Source organism: Thermanaerovibrio acidaminovorans DSM 6589 (genome assembly GCF_000024905.1).
GTDB classification, from domain to species: domain Bacteria; phylum Synergistota; class Synergistia; order Synergistales; family Synergistaceae; genus Thermanaerovibrio; species Thermanaerovibrio acidaminovorans.
The window spans coordinates 444,459-465,137 of the sequence record NC_013522.1 but is presented as its reverse complement, the minus strand read 5'-3'; the positions used below and the strand labels follow the sequence as shown (position 1 = coordinate 465,137).

Here is a 20,679-nt window from a genome sequence, read left to right as displayed (position 1 = left end):
CCTTAACCTCCTAGCAGCCCTTCTCCTCAAGGAGCTTGAAAAGCTTCTCCCCGGTCAGCGGCACCTCGGTACCGAACACCCCAACCGCGCTTTGGACCGCCGCCACGAAGGCAGGAGCCCCTCCATCCATGGGCAACTCCCCAAGGCCCTTGGCACCATGGGGACCCACTTGACAGGTGGCGGGCTCCAAAATCTCGACGTTCCACTCTGGGGTGTCGATGGTGGTGGGGATCAGATAGGCGTTCAGGTGCTCCGCCGATATGTGCCCCTCGGAAGTGAGGGTCATGTCCTCTATGTGGCTCCAGCCTATGGCCTGAAGGAGCCCGCCATGAACCTGCCCCTCCACCAGGACCGGGTGCACCGCCTTGCCTATCTCCGCCACCACGGTAGCCTTAACCGGCTGGACCTCGAAGGTGTCCGTGTCCACCTCCACCTCTATGGCCTGGGCGATCCAGGAGTAGTCCTTGTAGGCCTCTCCCCGGAAGGCATCCTGATCCCACTCGCCGGTGCAGCCCGGCGGCAGGGTGCCCAGCACCTTGAACTCTCCCCTCTCGCCGAAGCAGGCCTTGGCGGCCTCCAGGACGGAGAACCTTCCGTTGGGGGTCTCAAAGAAGCCATCGGAGAAGGTGGCCTGGCCGTGTTTGGCCTTCAGGAAATCCCCCAGCTCGGCGATGACGTTCTTTGCCGCCTCCTGGACCACCCGACCAACGTACATGGTGCTCCTGGACGCCACGGTGGGGCCGCTGTTGGGGGTAACGCTGGTGTCCGGCCTGGGGCTGAACACCACATCGTAGGGCACGTGCAGGGCCTCGGCGGCGATCATGGGGTGAACGGTGGCTATGCCCTGACCCATGTCGGTGCTGCTGGCGTGGACGTTGAACCGCTCCCCGTCGAAGTCGATCTTGACCATCGTGCCCATGTTGGTCTCCCCAGCCCCGGTGAAGCCCCCGCCGTGCATGGCCAAGCTGATCCCAATTCCCCTGCGCACCCGACCGGTCCCCTTGGCGTACTCCGCCCTCTTGCGCCGGTAGTCCGACAGCTCCGCTGCCTTGAGGAGCACATCCTCGGCGAAGACCGGCAACTTGAGCTCCTGGCCGCAGGGCATGTAGTCCCCGGCCTTGAGCACGTTCTTGAGCCTCACATCAAGGGGGTCCATGCCCAACAAGTCCGCTATCTTGTCCATGTGCCTCTCGATTGCAAACAGGGACTGGGGAGCACCGAAACCTCGATAGGCCCCGCTGGGGACCATGTTGGTGGCCACCGCCATGGAGTGGATGGACACGTTGGGCACCCGATAACACCCGTGAGCGTGCAGGGTTCCCCGCTGGAGAACCACCCGGCTCATGGTGGTGAAGGCCCCGCCGTCCAGGATGAACTCTATCTGAAGGGCCGTCAGGGTCCCGTCCTTCTTGACCCCCGCCTTGATCCTGGTCCTGGAGGGGTGCCGCTTGGGGGTGCCCTTCAGGTCATCGGACCTGTCGTAGATGAGCCTCACCGGCTTGCCACTGGCCAGGGACAGGTTGGCCACCCACAGGGCTATGGCGGAGGGGAAGTCCTCCTTGCCGCCAAAGCCACCGCCGGTGGCAGCCTGGCGCACCCTTACCCTCTCGGGCTCCCAGCCCAGGGACTGGACCAGGGCACCGTGCACGTAGTAGGGGCACTGCATGGAGCCCACCACCTCCAGGGTGCCGTCCTCCTTGGGAATGGCCATCATGCCCTGGGTCTCCAGGTAAACGTGCTCGTGGAGACCGGTCCGATAGGTGCCCTCCACGATCAGGTCCGCCTCGGCGAAGCCCTTCTCCAGGTCCCCCCGGTCGATCCGGTACTCGTCCAGGATGTTGTCCTCCCCCCAGATGACCGCCACCTTGGTCAGGGAGTCCTCGATGGAGAGCACCGGGGTGAGGGGCTCTATTATGGGCTTCACCGCCTTGAGGGCCCCCTTCAGGGTCTCCTCGTCCGGGGCGGCCACCAAAGCCAGCCCCTGGGTGGCGTAGGTGATCCGCTCCTCGGCCAGGATGGGGAAGTCGTCCCGGATCATGTGGACGAAATTCTTCCCCTTCAGGTCCTTGGCGGTGAGGAACACCACCTTCGACCAGTCGAATGACGGGTCCTTCTCAAAGCCCTTGAGTATCCCGTGAGGCACCGGGGAGCCTATCACCGCCCCCTCCCAGCAGCCGGGCACCCGCATGTCCGCCACGAACGGAGCCTTCCCGGTGGCCTTCTCGATGCCATCCTTCCGCGGTACCGAGGTCCCAACAACCTTGCACTTCATCTCAAGATCCCCTCCCGAAGGTGCTCATATGGGGCCCGGGAGGTTCCCCGGGCCCCCTCCTTAAGCCTGCTTCCTCTTATCGTAGGGAGTTCCAACCAGGGGCAGCTCGGTCCTCTCAACCCCGTCGAACCGCTTGTAGGCCAGGGCTATGGCCGGAGCGGGAGGGACCAGGGAGATCTCCCCGACACCCTTAGCGCCGAAAACCACATCCCCGCCCTTGGCATAGCACAGCTTCACCTCTATGGGGGGCACGTCGGTGGCCCTCCAGAGCCCCAGGGTGCCGTACTTCTTCACCGGGTAGCCTCCGGGGGTGGGGAACTCCTCGGTGAGGGCGTATCCCATTCCCATCACTACGCCGCCCTCGATCTGGCCCTCCATGGACTTGATGTTTATAGGCTGCCCCGAATCGTGACAGGCCACGTACCTCTCCAGCTTGCCCTCCTGGTTAAGGATCACCACGTGGGTGGCGTAGCCATAGGCTATGTGGCTCACCGGATTGGGCTTGTCGGACCCCATGGGATCACTCTTGAAATCGAACTCCTGGTAATAGTCCTTCCCCTCCAGGGCCTCCAGGGAACCCGCATCCAATAGATCCTGCCTCAGGAGCTCCGCGCACCTCCTGGTGGCCTCACCGGTGAAGACCGTCTGACGGGATGCGGTGCTGGTCCCCGCGTCGGGGGTCAGCTTGGTGTCCGCCGGCATGTGCTTGATCTTCGAGACCGGAAGCCCGGTCACGTGGCTAACTATCTGGGTGGTCATGGTGGCTATGCCCTGCCCCATGCAGGCCGCGCTGGTGTAGATGTGGACCACCCCGTTGCGGACCTCCAGCCTAACCCGGGACACGTCGGGAACCCCCACGCCCAGGCCGCTGTTCTTCATGCCGCAGGCTATCCCCGCGTAGGGGCTTGACTCGAAGGCCTCCTTGGCGGCCATCAGCGTCTCTTTCAAACGCACATCGGGACCAGCGATCTGGCCATTGCTCATCACGTCCCCGGGCTCTATGGCGTTCCGCCAGCGAATCTCCCAGTAAGAAATGCCCACCTTCTCCGCCAGAAGGTTGAGGTTGCCCTCCACCGCGAAGGCGGACTGGGTCACCCCGAAGCCCCGGAAGGCGCCGCAGGGGGGGTTGTTGGTGTAAACCCCAACTCCCTCTATGTCTATGTTGGGCACCTTGTAGGGACCGCCCGCGTGGGTGCAAGCCCTCTGAAGGACCGGACCGCCCAGGGACGAGTAGGCCCCGGTATCGGAAGTTATGCGGATCCTGTGGGCGGTTAGGCGTCCCTCCTCGTCGCAGCCGGAGGTTATCTCGATGGTCATGGGGTGCCGCTTGGGATGGACCCTGAGGCTCTCCTCCCTGGTCCAGGTGAGCTTAACGGGCTTCTTGGTGATCCACGCCATCAGGGCCGCATGATGCTGCACCGACATGTCCTCCTTGCCGCCGAAACCGCCACCTACCATGGCGGTGATGCAGCGCACCTTTTCAGCGGGGATGCCCAGCATGGCGCTTATCTGCCGGTTCTCGTCGTAGACCCCCTGGCCGCCGGTGTATACCACTATCCCGTCGTCCACCACCTCCGCCAGGGCGGACTCGGGCTCCATGAAGGCGTGGTCCACCCGCTGGGTCTTGTAGACCCGGGTCACCACGTGGGCGGACTTGGCCAGCGCCTCGTCCACGTCGCCCCGCTTCACGTGGGTCTTGACCTCCACCTTGTTGCCCCAGGGATGGATCTTAGGCGCATCAGGGGCCAGGGCCTCCTCGGGGGTAAGCAGGGGCTTGAGCTCCTCTATATCCACCTTTATGCGCTTCACCGCCTCCCGGGCGATGTGCACGTCCCGGGCGGCCACCAGCGCCAGGGCATCCCCCACATAGCGGGTCTCCTCCCCCTCCGCCACCAGGACCGGCCAGTCCTGTACCAGGTGTCCCACGATCCTCTTGCCCGGGATGTCTCTCCAGGTTATGACCGCCTCGACCCCTTCCATGGCCTTGGCCTCGGAGACGTCGATCTTCTTCACCAGCCCCCGGGGGACCGGAGAGCGGAGCACCGCCCCGTAGAGCATGCCCGGCAGGGACAGGTCGTCCACGAACTTGGCCACCCCCAGCACCTTGTCCTTGGCGTCAACCCGGGGCATGGCCTCACCAACCTTCCAGGCCCTGTCCTCCTCCACCGGCACGTAGTTCTCCCGGAAGGCCCAGGCGGCCTTCTCGATGGCGTCCTCGATCTTAACGTAGCCGGTGCAGCGGCATATGTTGCCCCTTATGGCCTCCTTGATATCCTTCCTGGTGGGGTTCAGGTTCTGATCCAGCAGGGCCTTGGCGCTTATCACCATGCCGGGGATGCAGAAGCCGCACTGGACCGCCCCGGTGCTGGCGAAGGCCCAGGTATAGACCTGCTTCTCCCGCTCGGACAGGCCCTCCACGGTGATTACCTCCTTGCCGTCCAGCTGGGAGAGCTTGAGGAGGCACGCCCGGTGCTTCTTCCCGTCCACCAACACCATGCAGGTTCCGCAGGCCCCCTCGCCGCAGCCCTCCTTGGCGGAGGTTATCTGAAGCTCCTTCCTCAGATACTCCAAGAGGTTCCTGTCCCGCTCCTCCTGATGCTCCACTCCGTTGACCTTGAACACGTACATCTACGCTTCCTCCTTCCGCCCGCGGCGCCTGAGGTAACGGCCCGCGGGTTCCTGACCCAAGATCCGACCATCCCGGAAGACCTCAGCTCCCCTAAGGAAAACCGACTCCACCGATCCGGTCACCTCCCAACCCTCGTAGGGGTTGTAGTCCACGTTCTGAAGCTGCCTTGCGGCCCTCACGGTCCAACGGTACCGGGGGTTGAACACCACCACGTCCCCGTGGCTGCCGGGAACCAGTGTACCCTTCATGGGGTAGAGGCCGAAAATCTTGGCGGGGTTGCAAGCCGTGACCTTCACGAACGTCTCAAGGGATATGCGCCCCTTGGCGACCCCCTCGGAGTAGAGCAACGGCAGCCGGTTCTCCACCCCCGGAAGCCCGTTGGGGATCCTTCTGAAATCGTTCATGCCCCTGTCCTTGTGCCCCATTAGATTGAACGAGCAGTGATCCGTGGCCACCACGTCCACGTTGCCCCTGCGGAGCTCCTCCCAGAGGCGATCCGAATCCGCCTGGGACCTCAGGGGGGGAGAACAAACGTAGGCCATTGCGTCCCCCTGGGGCAGGGAGTAGCGTCCCTCGTTGAGCAACAGATACTGTATGCAGGTCTCCGCGAAGACCGTGGAGCCCCTTTGCCGGAAGAGGTTCACGTGGTCCATGGACTCTCCGGCGCTCAAGTGGACCAGGTAGAGCGGGGCCTGGACCGCCCTGGCCATGGTGAGGGCCCGGAAGACCGCCTCGGACTCCACGAAGCCGGGGCGGCTAGCCGGGTGGTACCGGGCGGAGAGCTTGCCTTCCTGGGCCAGCTGCTGACTGAGCCAGTGAACCAGATCCCCATTCTCGCAGTGCAGGCACAGGAGCCCCCCCAGGTCCCGCAGGATCTCCATCATCCGCATTATGGAGCCGTCGTCCAGCTGCAACAGCCCCTTGTAGGCCATGTACATCTTGAACGAGGGGATGCCCTCCGCCACGATCTGGGGGACCTCCGCCTCTATCCCGTCGTTCCAGTCGGTCACCGCCAGGTGGAAAGCGTAGTCGCAGTGGCACTTGCCAATGGAGAGCCTATGCCACTCCTCCACCCCCTGCCTCAAGCTCTGGCCCCTGAACTGGGTGGCGTAGTCCACTATGGTGGTGGTGCCCCCCGCCAGGGCCGCGGCGGTGCCGGTGGCGAAGTCGTCGGCGGTCCTGAACTCCCCGGCGGGGAGGTCAAAGTGGGTATGGGGATCCACCCCACCGGGCAGGAGGATCCGGTCCTGACAAGGGACGACCATATCCCCGTCCCTTTCCAGGTCCTCCCCTATGGAGTGGACCAGCTCCCCCTCTATCCTTAGGTCGGCCCTCACAGGCCCATCGGGCAGGGCTATGACGCCCCCCTTGAAGACGGTTCCCATCGCTTTCATACCTCCCGGGGCGGGGCCACTAGGGCCCCGCCGGCAGAAAAGAGATCTGGACTAGTGAATTCCGAAGACCCGGGCAACCACGAAGAGCAGCGCCAGGCCTATCATCACCGGGTTAACGTCCTTGGCCTTGCCGGTGATCAGCTTGAGCACCACGTAGGAGACGATGCCCGCCTCGATGCCCACCGAGATGCTGTAGGAAAGGGGCATCATGAAGAAGGCCAGCATTGCAGGTGCAAACTCGGTCCAGTCGTCGGTCTTGAGCTCCTTGAGTCCCATCATCATGTAGATGCCCACCAGGATCAGCGCCGGCGCGGTGGCGCAGGCGGGGACTATGGAGACCAGGGGGCTAAAGAAGGTGGCCAACAGGAAGAGCACCGCCACCACAAGGGCGGTTAACCCCGTGCGCCCCCCCTGCTCCACACCGCTCGCACTCTCCACGTAGGTGGTAACCGTGCTGGTTCCCAGGATGGCCCCTGCGGTGGTACCTATTGCATCCGCGAGAAGAGCCTCTCTGGCCTTAGGCAAACGGCCCTCCGAGTCGAGCATGCCGCCCCGGCTGGCAACACCCACCAGGGTGCCCACCGTGTCGAAAAAGTCCACGAAGAAGAAGGTGAACATGATCACCCAGAAGGTGGAGCTGGTTATCTGGGAGAAGTCCATCTGCATGAATATCGGGGATAGGGAAGGCGGCATGGAGACTATGCCATCGGGCATCTTGGCCACCCCTAGGGGTATGGCGGCTACGGTGACCGCTATTATGCCCCAGAGAACCCCGCCCTTGACGTGGTAGTGCTCCATCACCACCATGAAGATTAGGCCCCCAAGGGCCAGAAGGGCCGGCAAATTGCCCTTGAGTCCCGCCAGCTGGACCAGCACCGCGTCGTTGTTGACGATTATCCCCGCCCCCTGGAGTCCTATGAAGGCGATGAAGAGGCCTATGCCGGCGGCTATGCCCATCTTGAGGGTAACCGGGATGGTGTTCACCACCGCTTCCCGAATGCGGGTCAACGTGAGAAGGATGAAGATGACGCCCTCGACTAGAACCGCCGCCAGGGCCACCTTCCAGCTTATCCCCATGCCCAGCACCACGGAGAAGGTGAAGAAGGCATTGAGACCCATTCCCGGGGCAAGGGCAAAGGGGTAGTTGGCCAGAAAGGCCATTAGCACCGTGGCCAGCGCAGCGGACAGACAGGTGGCAACCAGCAGGGGCCCGAAGGGCATACCGGTCTTGGATAGGATGCCGGGGTTCACGAAGATTATGTAACCCATGGTCATGAAGGTGGTGATGCCCGCCAGTATCTCGGTCTTTACATCGGTGCCTCGTTCCCTTAGCTTGAAGGTCCTCTCTAACCACTCCATAAAGACACCTCCCATTCTAGGCTGCGGCAACGTACCCTAACTATTCTACCATCAAACCAAACGTCAGCACCTGACATGTTCTTTGTTAACTAAACCCATATAGGCACGATACCCCCCCTCGCTAGGTTAATGTAGCCCCTGTCGGTGAGCTTCAGCTCCGGGATGACCGAAAGGGACAGGAAAGACAGGGCCATGCAGGGGTGGGGTCCCGATACCCCAAGGGAAGCCACCGTAAGGTCCACCTCCTCCTGAAGCCGGGCGAGATCCCGGGCTGGCAGGTCCGCCATGAGCCCCCCGAAGGGGAGCGCCAGCTCCGCCAACACCCGATCCCCCTTCGCCACCACCACGCCGCCGCCTAGATGGTTGAGCCGGTCCAGGACGGTCTTTATGGACCGGTCGTCCATGCCGGCCACGATGGCGTTGTGGGCGTCGTGGGACACGGTGCCGCCAAAGGCCCCCTCCTTGAGGCCCAGCCCCTTGACAAAGCCCAGGCCCATTCTACTAGTTCCCCGGTGCCTCTCGCGACAGACCAGCTTGGCCAGATCCGGCTCCCGGGAGGGGACCACCTGCCCATCCAGGACCGGAGGGGCCATCTCCAGCTCCCGGGTCAGCAGGGAGCCGGGAGTGAAGCCGATCACCCGGATCCTATCCCCCTCCGCAGGCACCGAGAGGGAACCCAGGTCCACCTCCCCCAGGTCCGGCCCCCTCTCGGCCAGCCGGGGACTCACCGGATGACCTGACAGGTCCTCCACCATCTCCCCCTCCCGGGCCACCAGGCGCCCGTCCTTGAACACCATGACCACGTTCATGTCCGGTATGGAGTCCACCAGCACCAGGTCCGCCCGGTAGCCGGGGGCCAGGGCCCCGAGCCGGGGGATCCGGAAGTACTCCGCCGGCGAGAGGGTAACCATCCGGACCGCCACCAGCGGATCCACCCCCAGGGCGCACAGCTTGCGCACCTTGTGGTCCATGTGCCCCCTCTCCATCAAGGTCCTGGCATCCAGGTCGTCGCTCACCACCATGCACCGGGAGCATCGGGAGGGCACGTCCTTGACCAACGGGACCAAGGCCTCCAGGTCCGGCGCGGCGGATCCCTCCCTCATCATGACCCACATGCCCCGGCGGAGCTTCTCCAGCCCCTCCTCAAGGGTGGTGGCCTCGTGGTCCCCGTCGCACCCGCTGAGGATGTAGGCACAGAGCTCCCGGCCGCTGAGGCCCGGGGCGTGGGCGGTGAGGGGCATGCCCCGGAAGGCCTCCAGCTTGCCCCACACCTCCAGGTCCCCGGAGAGAACCCCGGGGTAGTTCATCATCTCCCCCAGGTGCTGACAGTAACCTCCGTCCCGAAGCCCCTCCAGCTCCTCCACCCCCATGGGCACCTTGCAGGACTCGAAGGGGGAGGCGGGCACGCAGGAGGGGCAGCCCAGGTAGACGTCCAGCGGCAGCCCCCGGGAAGACTCGTACATGCCTATCACCCCCTGGGGCCCCAGGACGTTGGCTATCTCGTGGGGGTCCGCGAAGACCCCGGTGGTGCCCCGGGGCACCACCGCCTGGGCGAACCGGGAGGGGACCATCCAGGAGCTCTCGATGTGCACGTGCCCGTCCAGCATGCCGGGGATGAGCACCAGCCCCCGGGCATCCACCTGGGAGACCGCCTCGTAGCCGTCCCCCAATCCGACGATCACACCGTCCTTGACCGCCACGTCAACCCGCTCCATCTCCATGGACAGCACGTTGGCCACCAGGGCGCCCCTTATGAGCAGGTCGCAAGGCCGCTCCCCCAGGGCGTGGGGCAGCAGGTGCCTCAAGGACATGGCTAGAGCACCACCGGCAACGCCTTGTACTTGGACTTAAGCGCCTCGATGCGGGCCATGAGGGCCTCCGCATCAGAGGAGAGCTTGGCAGCCTCTTTAACACTGTAAAGATTAAGATAAGAGTTATTACGCCGGATGTCCTGGCTGCCGAAGAGCTCCCTCAGCATGATGAGGTCGTCGGGCATGTTGAAGTCCTTGTCGGTCTCGGTGTAGTCGAAGAGGTACCAGGCCTCCTTGAAGCCGCACCAGGCCAGGGCGGAGAAACACATGCAGCAGGGCTCGTGGGTGGCCAGGAACACCAGGTCCTCCGCCTTGGGGCGGTCCTTGAGCTGGTAGAACCTGAGCAGGGTCTCCACCTCCCCGTGGAAGACCGGGTTGTCGGACCTGCGGTTGCTGCCCACCACGATGGGCTCCAACGTCACAGGATCGAGAACCGCCCCTCCGAACAGGTTGTGCCCCTTGCGGACGAACTCTTCGGTGAGAGGCAGTATCCGGCCCTCCACCACGTCCAGCATCTTGTGGATCTCCTCGGGCTTGATGGTGCTCGGGGTCCTGAACTTCACTGGTATCATCCTCCCCATGGACTTTATGGTGTCACCCGGGGCCCACAGGGGGCCCCGGGGCCTACTCCACCTCTATCACGAACTTCTTGTCCTTTGAATCCTCATCGGGGAACAGTATGTTGGCGACGATTGACACAATGCACACCGACGTGACCGTGTCCCTGAAGAGGTACTGAAGGACCTTGGGCAGGTGCTCCAACAGCTGGGGCACCATGCTGAAGCCCATGCCTATGCCGAAGGTTACGCCCAGGACTAACAGGTTCCTGTCGCTGAAGCCGCTCTTGGAGAGCATCTTCACCCCGTTGATGAGGATCATGGCGAAGACGGTGATGACCGCGCCGCCCAGGACCGAGCTGGGCATGACGGATATCACCGCCCCTATCTTGGGGAACAGGCCCGCCGCTATTAGCACCATGGCGCCGGTGGCGATGCACCACTTGTTGACCACCTTGGTCATGGCCACCAACCCGGCGTTCTGGCCAAAGGCGGTGTTCGGAAGGGCGCTGAAGACCGCCGCCAGAGCGGAACCGAAGCTATCCCCCATTATGGCCCCCGATGTCTCCTCCGCGGTGGCCTCCCGGTTGAAGGCCGCTATGGTTATGCCTGAGGTGTTCCCTATGGTCTCCAGTCCGGAGACTATGTAGACCGCGGCGAAGCTTAGCACCGCATCCAGGTGGAAGCTGAAACCGAAGTGGAATGGCTTGGGCACGCTGAACCAGGCGGCGCTGGCCACGGGGGAGAAGTCTATCCGGCCCATTGCGACCGCTGCCGCGTAGCCCACCAGGATGGCTATGAGGAGGCTGGAAACCTTCAGCATCCCCCTACCAAACCGCTGGAGCAATAGCACCGTAACGAGCACTATGGCGCCCAACATCAGGTTCTGGGGAGAGCCGTAGTCCTTGGAACCAACCCCGCCGGCGAAGTAGTTGACCCCCACCGCCAGGAGCTTTATCCCCAAGGCAAGAAGCACACTGCCAACCACTAGCGGAGGAAAAAACCGCTTCAAGGGCCTTATAAAGATCCCCATGAGGAACTCCACCAAGCTGCCCAGGAGGGCCCCACCCAGGATTCCCTGTATCCCGTACATCTGCCCAACCGTTATGGAGGTGGGGACGAAGGCGAAGGAGGTTCCCATCACTATGGGGAGCTCCCCACCTATTCGGGGCAGGACCCAGTTCCTCTTGCCGATGGGGTAGAGCTGAACCAGGGTGGTCAGGCCGGAGACTATCATGGCCCCCTGGATCATCACGATCATGTCCGGTTTGGAGAGGGACAGTATGCCCGCCACCACGAATATGGGTGCCAGGTTTCCGGTGAACATGGCCAACACGTGCTGAAGACCAAGGGGGAGGGCCACCAGGAGGGACGGGCGGCCGTGAAGCTGATAGACCAGATCCTTGCCTCCCCCGACAACGGCGCTTCCTTTTTTGCTAGGCATGACATACCTTACCTTTCTCTCAACCCTGCACATTGATACCGCAGGCACATGATGGAACTTTTAAAAAGGGGAACGGAGCAGCGATGACTCCGTTCCCCTGACCGGCCTACCTGCCTCCCATGAGGAGGGTCATGACCGCCTTGGCGGTGTGGAGACGGTTCTCCGCCTCATCGTAGACTATGGAGTGGGGACCGTCGATGACCGCGTCCTCCACCTCGTTGTTCCGGTCCGCCGGAAGGGCGTGCATGTAGACCACGTCCTTGTCCGCCAGGGCCATCTTCTCCTCGGTGCACTTCCAGGACTTGTGGGCCATGAGCTTCTCGTCCACCACCTTGACGGCGCCGGCAGCGGTGAGCCCCGTCTGGTCAGTCACCCAGTTGCCCCAGTTCTTGGGGATGACGATGTGGGCGTTCCGGTAGGCGTACTCCTCGTCGTCGGTGACGGTTACGGTGCCGCCGTACTTCTCCGCGTTGGCCTTGGCCTGGGCGATGACCCAGTCGGGAAGCTCCCAGCCCTTGGGATGGGCCAGCACCACATCCATGCCGTACCGGGGGAACAGGAGCACCTGGGAGACCGGCACGGATATGGGCTTCTTGTGGCTCTCCGCGTAGGCCCAGATGATGGAGACCTTGAGCCTCTCCAGCTTGCCGAACTTCTCCTTCATGGTCATCAGGTCCGCCAGGGCTTGGAAGGGGTGGTACAGGTCGCACTGCAGGTTCATCACCGGCACCTTGGCCCACTTGGCCATCTCGGTCAGGTACTTGTTACCGTAGCCCCAGTTGCAGTAGCGGCAGGCGATGGCGTGACCGAAGCTGGAGAGGATGATGGCGGTGTCCTTGGCACTCTCCCCGTGGGAGACCTGCATGGTGCTGGAGTCCAGGTAGCCCGCGTGACCGCCCAGCTGGGCAAGCCCCGCCTCCATGGAGTTCCTGGTCCTGGTGGACTGCTCGAAGAAGATGAGGAACATGGTCTTGTTCACCAGGTAGGGAGTGGGCTCCCCCATGGCGAACTTCTTCTTCAGATCGAAGGAGACCTCCAGCATGGTCTCCACTTCTTCCCTGCTGAAGTCCTCCAGGTTGATGAAGTGCCTGCCCCTGAAAAAGCTCTGCATAACGTACTCCTCCTTCACTTACCTTCTTGTATATCCCTAGGGCCTAGCGGCCATAGCGATCCGCGTATATCCTGGGTAGCGCCGCGTAGACCGCCGCGCAGTTCACCAGCTCGGACTTCCAGGTCACCTCGTCGGGGGCGTGGGCCTGGTCCTCGTGACCGGGGCCGAAGCCGATGCAGGGGATCCCAAGGAGGCCCATGATGGCCACCCCGTTGGTGGAGAAGGTCCACTTGTCCACCACCGGCTCCTTCTGGAGGACCCCCTTGAAGGCGTCCACCATGCTCTTGGTCACCGGGTGGTCCTCCTCAAGCACCCAGGAGGGGAAGTAGCACTCGGTGGGGTACACCAGCCCCGTGTAGGAGGGCCGCTCGTAGGTGTACAGGGAAACCTCCGCCCCGGAGGAGGCCACCGAGGGCAGGTTCCTTATCTGCTGAAGGGCCAGCTCCTTGGTTTCCCCAGCGGTGAGACGCCGGTCGATGGAGATCCAACAGCTGTCCGCCACGGCGCACCGGGACGGGCTGGTGAAGAAGATCTCCGACACCGCCAGGGAGCCCTTGCCCAGGAACGGGTCATCCTTGAGGTTGGCGTGAAGGGCCCTGAGCTCCTGGAGGATGGGGGCCATCTTGTAGATGGCGTTGTCCCCCCGCTCGGGGGCGGAACCGTGGCAGCTGACCCCCTTGGTCTTCACCATGATCTCCATCCGACCCCTCTGCCCCCGGTGGATCCGCCCGTCGGTGGGCTCGGTGCTCACCACGAACTCGGGGCGAACCTTGTCCTCCTTGACTATGTACTGCCAGCAGAGGCCGTCACAGTCCTCCTCCTGGACGGTACCCACCATAACCACCCTAAGCCCCTCCAGGAGGCCCAGGTCCTTCATGATCTTGGCGGCGTACACCATGGAGGCCATGCCGCCCTCCTGGTCGCTGGCCCCCCGGCCACCGATCCTCTCCGCATCCTCGAAGCCCTCGTAGGGGTCGAAGGTCCAGTTGTCCCTGTTGCCGATCCCCACGGTGTCTATGTGGGCGTCGAAGGCGATGAGCCTCTCGCCGGTGCCCATGTACCCCAGGATGTTGCCCATGGGGTCGATGACCACCTCATCGAAGCCCACCTTCTCCATCTCCTGCTTGATCCGCTGGATCAGCTTCTCCTCCTGGCAGCTCTCGCTGGGGATGGCGATCATGTCCCGCAGGAACCTGGTCATGTCCGGCTCATACTTCTTGGCCAGCTCCCTTATCTTCCCGTAGTCCAACTCCACTCGAAACATCTCCTTTCTTGATAGGCCCAAGGGCCTCCTGAAACCCCGTCCCCCCTAGGCCAGGAGGAAGGGGGCGCTCTCCTCCATTCCCTCCAACAGGACCTTCATCTGGAACGCCATCTCCAGGCTCCTCTCCCCCTGGAAGTGGCCCTTGGCCTCAAAGGTCACAGGCCTGAACGAGCCGGTCAGCTCCACCCGGATGAAGGGGTCCTCGTAGATCCAGCCGTAGGCGCTTCGAACCAGGGAGCAGCGGATGCCACCCTGCTTCCACACCACCTCCCCCTCCGCGGCCCAGAGGGCGTTCTCCTCCTCCCGGACCACTCCCTCCTCGCAGAAGAAGAGCCGGGGCTTCTGCTCGAAGGGCTTGCCATCCTGGTGGACGCAGAAGGTCTCGCAATTGCCGCATCGGTTGCACAGGTCCTCCACGTGGACTATCTGCCTGTCCTGCCGGACCTGGACCGGCACCGACCGGACCCAGGCCACCCGGTCACCGTCGCACCGGAAGGCGGGGGCCAGCCCCGCTCCAGGGGTCACCAGCACCGACACGTTGGCCCGGTTGGGGCACACGTCCACGCACTTGTCGCACACCACGTCGCAGGAGAGGCACCGCTTGGCCTCCTCCACCGCCTCCTCCCGGCTCAAGGGCAGCTCGAAGAGGTCGAAATCCCGCTGGGTCCGCCGGGGCTCCCGAGCGGAGGGGACCTTGGCTATGCGGCGGAGCTTTATCTGCCCTATCTCCTCCTCGGTGAGGGACTCGGGCACCTCCTGACAGGGCACCTGGACCCCGAAGGCCCGGGCTATGGACCGGGCGGCGGAGATGCCGTCCGCGCAGGCGGCTATGACCGTCTTGGGTCCCCTCACCAGGTCGCCCCCCGCGTAGACCCCGGGCACCTGGGTGCTGAGGTTGTCGAAGACCCTCACCTTTCCGCCCTCGATCCGCAGGGCGCTGGCGTCGAAGATCACGTTGGCCTGGGCCTGGCCTATGGCGGCTATCACCGAGTCCGCCTCCAGGGTGAAGGTCTCGTCGGTGGGCACCGGCCGGGGACGACCGTCGGGGCCCGGATCTCCCAGGCGGTTGCGCCGGCACACCAGCCCCTTAACGGTCCCGTCGGACACCACCAACCCCTCCGGGGAGGCCAGCTCCAGGATTGTGCCCCCCTCGGACAGGAAGGCCTCCACCTCCTCGGGCTCCGCGGGCATCTGGTCCCTGGTCCTCCGGTAGACCACCTTGACCGAGGCGCCTAGCCTCATGGCGGTCCTGGCGGCATCCATGGCGGTGTTGCCGCCCCCCACCACCAGCACCCGGTCTCCCAGGTCCACCCTCTCGCCCCTGGCCACCGAGTCCAGGAAGCCCAGGGCGCCGAAGACCCCCTTGGCGCCCTCCCCCTCGAGCCCCAGGGGGGAGTCCACCGGGAAGCCGGTGGCCACGTAGACCGCCCCGTACTCCCCCAGCAACGACTCCGGCGACTGGGTCACCGGGTGGTTGAAGAGGAACTGGACCCCCAGGGCCTGGACCCTCTCCACGTCCCCCGCCAGGGCGTCCGCCGGGAGGCGGAAGCTGGGGGCCAGGCTCATCATCCCCCCGGGGCGGTCCTTGGCCTCCATCACGGTCACCTTGAAGCCCACCTGGGCCAGCTCCCGGGCGGCGGCGAGCCCCGAGGGACCGGCGCCTATCACCGCCACCTTGATGTCCCCGGGCTCAACCCGGGTGGGCTCGAAGGACCCGTACCGCTCCGCCGCCCTCTTGAGGGCCCGTATGGCCACCGGCTCGTCTATCTGGCTCCTGGTGCACCGGTCCTGGCAACCGTGGGGGCACACGTGTCCCGTAACTCCCGGCATGGGGTTGCGCCGCAGGACCGCCTCCAGGGCTCCGTCGAAGTCACCCTTGGCTATGCGCCTTGCGTATAGGGGAACCTCCTGGTTCACCGGGCAGGCGGCGCTGCAGGGGGCCTCCACGCAGTCGAACATCCCAAGGGGCGTTGGGGACTTGGGGGGTGTGACCGGCACGTACCGGTACCTGGGGTTGGTGAGGCTGTCCGCCGCCAGGTCCTTGAGAGCCATGGCCCCGTCCTTGGCGAACTCCTCCAGGGAGGAGCAGCCCCGCTCCCTCATGGCCCGCTCAAGGCTGTTGACGCAGGAGAGAAGCCGGCCGTAGCCTCCGGGCTTGAGAAGCTCCGAGGCGATAGTTACGGTCTTTACGCCGCAGGCGAAGAGCCTGGCCACGTTCTCCTGGTCCGCCCCGGCGGAGAAGGAGACCGGCAGGTCCGGGAAATCGGACCGGATCTTGTTGAAGAGGTTGACCGCCAGGGGGAAGAGGGGGCGACCCGACATGTACATCTCGCCGCCGGGCATCCGGCCCTTCCAGTTCTCCATGGCCAGGGTGTTGGTGAGCTTCACCCCGAAGGTGACCCCCTTGCGGCGCGCCAGGTCCGACAGGTTCCGCAGGATCTCCACCGCCTGGGGGTACTTCAGGTCGTGCTCGAAGGCGGAGTCGGGGACGTGAAGCCGTTTGAATCCCAGCTTGTCGTTCAGGATGGACCTGACCGTCTCCGCCCCCAGCAGGGTGGGGTTCAGCTTGACGAACACGTGGAGCCCCCGGTTTATCAGGTAGGAGGCTATCTTCTCTATCTCGTCCGGGGGGCAGCCGTGCATGGTGGACAGGGTGCAACCGGCGGATATCCGGGAGGGCACCGTAAGGTCCTCCATCTCCGGCAGCCGGTCCGCCAGCACCTCCAGGCAGCGGCCTATCTCATCCGATGCGTCCTCCATGGAGGCCATGAACTGCTGCATCCTGGGGGTCAGGATGCCCTCCATGTTGTAGCCCACGCTCATGTTGAATATGGTGCCCTCGGTGACGTCATCCCAGCCCAGAAGCCGGGGCATCGCGTGGACCAGCACCCAGGCCCGGGCGTACTCTGCGGCGGACCTCTCCAGCTTAAGCTCCTGGGACCACTCCACGTTGTAGCCCTCGTCCTCCATGTCTATGCAGGGCCGCTCGATGACCAGCTCGTCCATTATCTGGACCGTCTTGAGCTCCATGTACCTAGCCCCGCAGAGCCAGGCGGAGAGGATGTTCTGAACCAGCTGGGTGTGGGGTCCCGCCGCGGGGCCTATGGGGGTGTGCAACGAGTCGCCGAAGAGGCGGCTCACCATGGGGGAGGAGGGGTCGGGCCGGTAGAACATGGCCTCCGGTATGCCGTATATGGACCTCCTGGTCCCGTACTCCCCCAGTATCCAATCCAGATGCTCCTCGAAGGTCAAGGGCCTCATGTAGTCTCTCATGGCTAACCTCCCGCCTGTTTAGAACCTCTCCCAGACCTTGACCGCCAGCTCCCTGGCCCGGGCCATGATGGCCTTGGGGTCCACGGAGGTGAAGGCCCTGTCCTTGTACAGCACCTTGCCGTCCGCCACGGTATGGACCACGTGCCCGGTGAGGGGGCCGAAGAGCAGGTGCCCGTTCACGTTGGCGTCGCTCAGGGGGGTGGGGGGATCGTAGTCGAACACCACCAGGTCCGCCGCCCAACCCTCCTTGAGCATCCCACGGTTCACCGAGAAGTAGCGGTTGGCGATCTCGTAGTTGCGCTGGAACAGCATGGTGGGGATCTCCCCCCAGCCCACGTTGGGGTGTCCCGCCGAGTGCTTCACCAGGGCGTTGGCCATGGCGTAGGACCTGAGCATGTCGCACACGTAGCCGTCGGTTCCCAGCCCCATGAGGATCCCCATCCGGTTCATCTCCAGCACCTTGGCGGCCCCCACCGCGTTGCCCATGTTGGACTCCGGGTTGTGGACCACCGCGGTCCTGGTGTCCTTGAGGATCTCCATCTCCTCCTGGTCCACGTGGATGCAGTGGATCGCCATGGACTTGGGGCCCAGGAGGCCGAAGCGGCGGAACCGGTCCACGATGGAGAGCCCGTGCCTCTCCCGGCACAAAGGCTCGTCGGTCTGCCCCTCCGCCACGTGGACGTGGAAGCCCTGGTAGTCCCCAGAGGAGGCGCACATGTCAAGGGTCTTGTCCGACAGGGTGAGGGAGGCGTGGAGGCCGAAGGTGCCGGCCATGCGCCGCCCGTCCCCCTTGCTGGCGTGCTGGATGAAGTCCCGGTTCTCCCTTATGCCCTCCAGGGCCTTGTCCTCCCCGTCCCGGTCGGAGACCTCGTAACAGAGGCAGGCGGAGAGTCCCATCTCCTCCACCGCCTCGGCGATGGCGAAGAGGCTGCCGGTTATGGCGTTGGGGCTGGCGTGGTGGTCCAGCATGCAGGTGCACCCGCAACGGATGGCCTCCAGCAGGCACACCTGGGCGGACACCTTCACGTCCTCCAGGGTGAGGGCCTTGTCCAGCCTCCACCAGAGCCGCTCCAGCACCTGGACGAAGTCCGCAGCGGGCTCACCCCCCTTGCCGCCGAAGCCCCTGACCAGGGCGCTATAGTAGTGCATGTGGGCGTTTATGAGCCCCGGGTGGATGAGCCCCCCCTTGGCGTCCAGGAACTGGGCCTCCGGGTACCGGGCCCCGAGGTCCGCCCAGGTCCCCACCTCCCGGATGAGGCCCCCGTCGCAGAGCACCGCCCCGTCCCTTATGAAGGGCCTGGACGGATCCCGGGTGATCACCGCGCCGTTCCCTACCAGAAGCATCTCCCTCACCCCCAGGTTAGGTGACATTTGGTGACCGCCCTAGGGCCTGGACAGGTGGCCCACGGTGGGGAACTCCCCGTCCCACACCACCGAGCGGTAGCGGTCCGGGTCCGTGTCCCCCTCGGTGCTGAAGAGGAGGACCCGGGAGGACTCGTTGAGATCCAGGGCCTCCCTCAGACCCTTGAGCTCCGGCCGGTCCATCAGGTAGGCCAGAAGGCCGGTGGTGACCGCCCCGGACTCGCCGGAGATCACCTTCTGGTCCCCCTCCAGGGGGTTGCCCAGCACCCTCATCCCCCGGGCGGCCACGTAGTCCGGGCAGGAGACGAAGGCGGCGGCGTAGTCCCTAAGGATCTCGTAGCCGATTATGTTGACCTCCCCGCAGGCCAGGCCCGCCATGAGGGTGAACAGGTCACCGCCCACCGCCCGGGGCTTGCCGTCCCCCGCCACGGCGGACTCGTAGTAGCAGGCGGCGGCGCTGGCCTCCACAACCACCACTTTGGGGGCGTCCTGGCCGAACCGAGCCCTCAGGACCCCCTGGACCGCCCCCGCCAGGGAGCCCACCCCCGCCTGGATGAACACGTGGGTGGGGCGCTCCTCGCCCCGGGCCTTCATCTGCTCCAGGGCCTCCACCACCATGGTGCCGTAGCCCTGCATTATCCAGAGGGGGATGTCCGTGTAGCCCTCCCAGGCGGTGTCCTGGACCACCACCCAGCCGTGCTTCTTGGCCTGCTGGTCCGTGTAGCGCACCGCATCGTCGTAGTTCATGTCCAGTATCTCCGCCTGGGCCCCCTCGCCCCTTATCTTCTCCAGCCGGAACACCGCGGAGCCCTTGGGCATGTAGACCACCGCCTTCTGGCGGAGCATCCGGGCGGTCCAGGCCACGCCCCGGCCATGGTTGCCATCCGTGGTGGTGGCGAAGGTCACGTCCCCCAGTTGTTGCTTAACCTGGTCGCTGGTGAGCACCTGGAAGGGGAGCTCCGATATGTCCTTGCCCAGCTTCTGGGCCAGGTGCATGGCGATGGCGTAGCATCCCCCCAGAACCTTGAAGGCCTTGAGCCCAAACCGGTGGGACTCATCCTTCACGTGGATGGAGCCCAGACCAAGCCGCTTGGCCAGGGAGGGGAGGGAAGCCAACGGGGTTGGGCTGTAGCCCGGCATGGTGGAGTGGAACCCGACCACCTTCCTCATCTCATCCTCGGAGAAGCTCTCCACCGAGGCCCTGCCCTGCATTCCCCTCTCGGGGCCATTAACCACGTAGCGGATCTCTTCCAATTTGAACACCTCCAAGGGGTCAGTTGCCCCTGAGATACCTGTATATGGTCTGCTCCGACACCTCAAGGCGCCGGGCGGCCTCCGCCACGGCCCCCTTGAGGAGGAAGATGCCCTTTCGATCCAGCTCCTCCACCACCGACTTCTTCTCCTCCGGGGTCATCCTGGAGGGGGGCATGCCCCGCATGGCCAGCACCTGGTCCATCTGCTGATGCATCAGCTTCTCTATGGACGTGAAGTGGACCGGGTGGGGAGGGGTGGACTCCTCCCCGTTCTTGCCTATGTTGAGGAAAGATCCCATGACCTTGTAGGCGTCCTGGACCCGGGATATGTCCAGGTTTATAGAGAGCATGGCCACCGGTTCGCCCGAGGGGTCCCGGATGAAGAAGGAGGAGAGCCTGATGGGTCGTCCGTCGTCCAGGAGGCCCTTGTAGTTCACCTTGTAGGGGAGATCCTTGGACTCCCTCAGGATCTCCAGCGCGTAGTCGGTGAGGGAGTCTCCCACGTTGCGGCCCGAGATGTGGCCGTTCCTTATGGCCACGATGGAGTGTTCCGGGTCCCTCAGGTCGTGGAGCACCACCTCCGCCAGGTCCCCCAGGACCTCGGCGAGGAAGTCCACCATAGGCTTCACCATCTTGATGAGCTCTTCGGACCCCATGGGATCACCCCGGTGCGAAAAATTTTTATCGTGATGTTTTTTTCTTTTCGTACACCTTATACCCCATTGCGCCCCGAATGTCAATCTCCCCAAGGCCAACTCCGAAGGGATCCCATCCCAAGGGGGCCAAGGGGGACGAAAACCCAGTCAAAGACCCACTGAATCCTAACTTGATTCGCCCCATCACCCCACAGACCATGGTTTCTAAAGACCATCACCCCGGTAAACCATCCGCTGAGCCTCCCCTTGGGACAACCAGGGCTGGATGGTAAACTTCAAACTCAAGAAGGGCCC

13 protein-coding genes are annotated in these 20,679 nt (G+C 64.2%); all 13 read right to left on the bottom strand.

Features of this window, described 5'->3' with window-relative positions; all coding sequences use genetic code 11:
- Positions 1 to 10: 10 nt before the first annotated feature.
- Positions 11 to 2,272 carry a xanthine dehydrogenase family protein molybdopterin-binding subunit gene (locus TACI_RS02160; protein ID WP_012869185.1) on the bottom strand — a complete coding sequence of 754 codons (2,262 nt, stop codon included), beginning with the start codon at positions 2,270 to 2,272 and terminating at the stop codon, positions 11 to 13.
- Positions 2,273 to 2,332: 60 nt separating this feature from the next.
- Positions 2,333 to 4,900 carry a selenium-dependent xanthine dehydrogenase gene (xdh, locus tag TACI_RS02155; protein WP_012869184.1) on the bottom strand — a complete coding sequence of 856 codons (2,568 nt, stop codon included), beginning with the start codon at positions 4,898 to 4,900 and terminating at the stop codon, positions 2,333 to 2,335.
- Positions 4,901 to 6,286 carry a dihydropyrimidinase gene (hydA, locus tag TACI_RS02150; RefSeq protein WP_012869183.1) on the bottom strand — a complete coding sequence of 462 codons (1,386 nt, stop codon included), beginning with the start codon at positions 6,284 to 6,286 and terminating at the stop codon, positions 4,901 to 4,903. It abuts the gene before it with no gap.
- A 60-nt stretch (positions 6,287 to 6,346) separates the two neighbouring features.
- Entirely contained in the window at positions 6,347 to 7,654 is a 1,308-nt protein-coding gene (locus TACI_RS02145) for an NCS2 family permease (protein ID WP_012869182.1), read from the bottom strand.
- A gap of 89 nt (positions 7,655 to 7,743) precedes the next feature.
- Positions 7,744 to 9,465, bottom strand: a complete 1,722-nt coding sequence (gene ade / locus TACI_RS02140) for an adenine deaminase (RefSeq protein WP_012869181.1) — start codon at positions 9,463 to 9,465, stop codon at positions 7,744 to 7,746.
- Positions 9,466 to 9,467: 2 nt separating this feature from the next.
- Positions 9,468 to 10,037: a deaminase gene (locus TACI_RS02135; RefSeq protein ID WP_242601138.1), complete on the bottom strand. Its 570-nt coding sequence runs from the start codon at positions 10,035 to 10,037 to the stop codon at positions 9,468 to 9,470.
- A gap of 52 nt (positions 10,038 to 10,089) precedes the next feature.
- The gene (locus TACI_RS02130; protein ID WP_012869179.1) at positions 10,090 to 11,466 is read right to left on the bottom strand and encodes a uracil-xanthine permease family protein; all 1,377 of its coding nucleotides are present in this window, start codon (positions 11,464 to 11,466) and stop codon (positions 10,090 to 10,092) included.
- 106 nt (positions 11,467 to 11,572) lie between these two features.
- The gene (locus TACI_RS02125; RefSeq protein WP_012869178.1) at positions 11,573 to 12,577 is read right to left on the bottom strand and encodes an ornithine carbamoyltransferase; all 1,005 of its coding nucleotides are present in this window, start codon (positions 12,575 to 12,577) and stop codon (positions 11,573 to 11,575) included.
- A 43-nt stretch (positions 12,578 to 12,620) separates the two neighbouring features.
- Positions 12,621 to 13,841 (bottom strand): YgeY family selenium metabolism-linked hydrolase, encoded by a 1,221-nt coding sequence (locus TACI_RS02120; protein ID WP_207280517.1) that lies wholly within the window; start codon positions 13,839 to 13,841, stop codon positions 12,621 to 12,623.
- 45 nt (positions 13,842 to 13,886) lie between these two features.
- Positions 13,887 to 17,114 carry a putative selenate reductase subunit YgfK gene (ygfK, locus tag TACI_RS02115; RefSeq protein ID WP_012869176.1) on the bottom strand — a complete coding sequence of 1,076 codons (3,228 nt, stop codon included), beginning with the start codon at positions 17,112 to 17,114 and terminating at the stop codon, positions 13,887 to 13,889.
- Positions 17,115 to 17,132: 18 nt separating this feature from the next.
- Positions 17,133 to 18,458, bottom strand: a complete 1,326-nt coding sequence (gene ssnA, locus TACI_RS02110) for a putative aminohydrolase SsnA (protein WP_164925105.1) — start codon at positions 18,456 to 18,458, stop codon at positions 17,133 to 17,135.
- Between the two features lie 39 nt (positions 18,459 to 18,497).
- A complete protein-coding gene (dpaL, locus tag TACI_RS02105; RefSeq protein ID WP_242601175.1) occupies positions 18,498 to 19,739 on the bottom strand; it encodes a diaminopropionate ammonia-lyase in 1,242 nt (413 codons plus the stop codon).
- A gap of 10 nt (positions 19,740 to 19,749) precedes the next feature.
- Entirely contained in the window at positions 19,750 to 20,385 is a 636-nt protein-coding gene (locus tag TACI_RS02100; protein ID WP_012869173.1) for a helix-turn-helix transcriptional regulator, read from the bottom strand.
- Positions 20,386 to 20,679 lie beyond the last annotated feature (294 nt).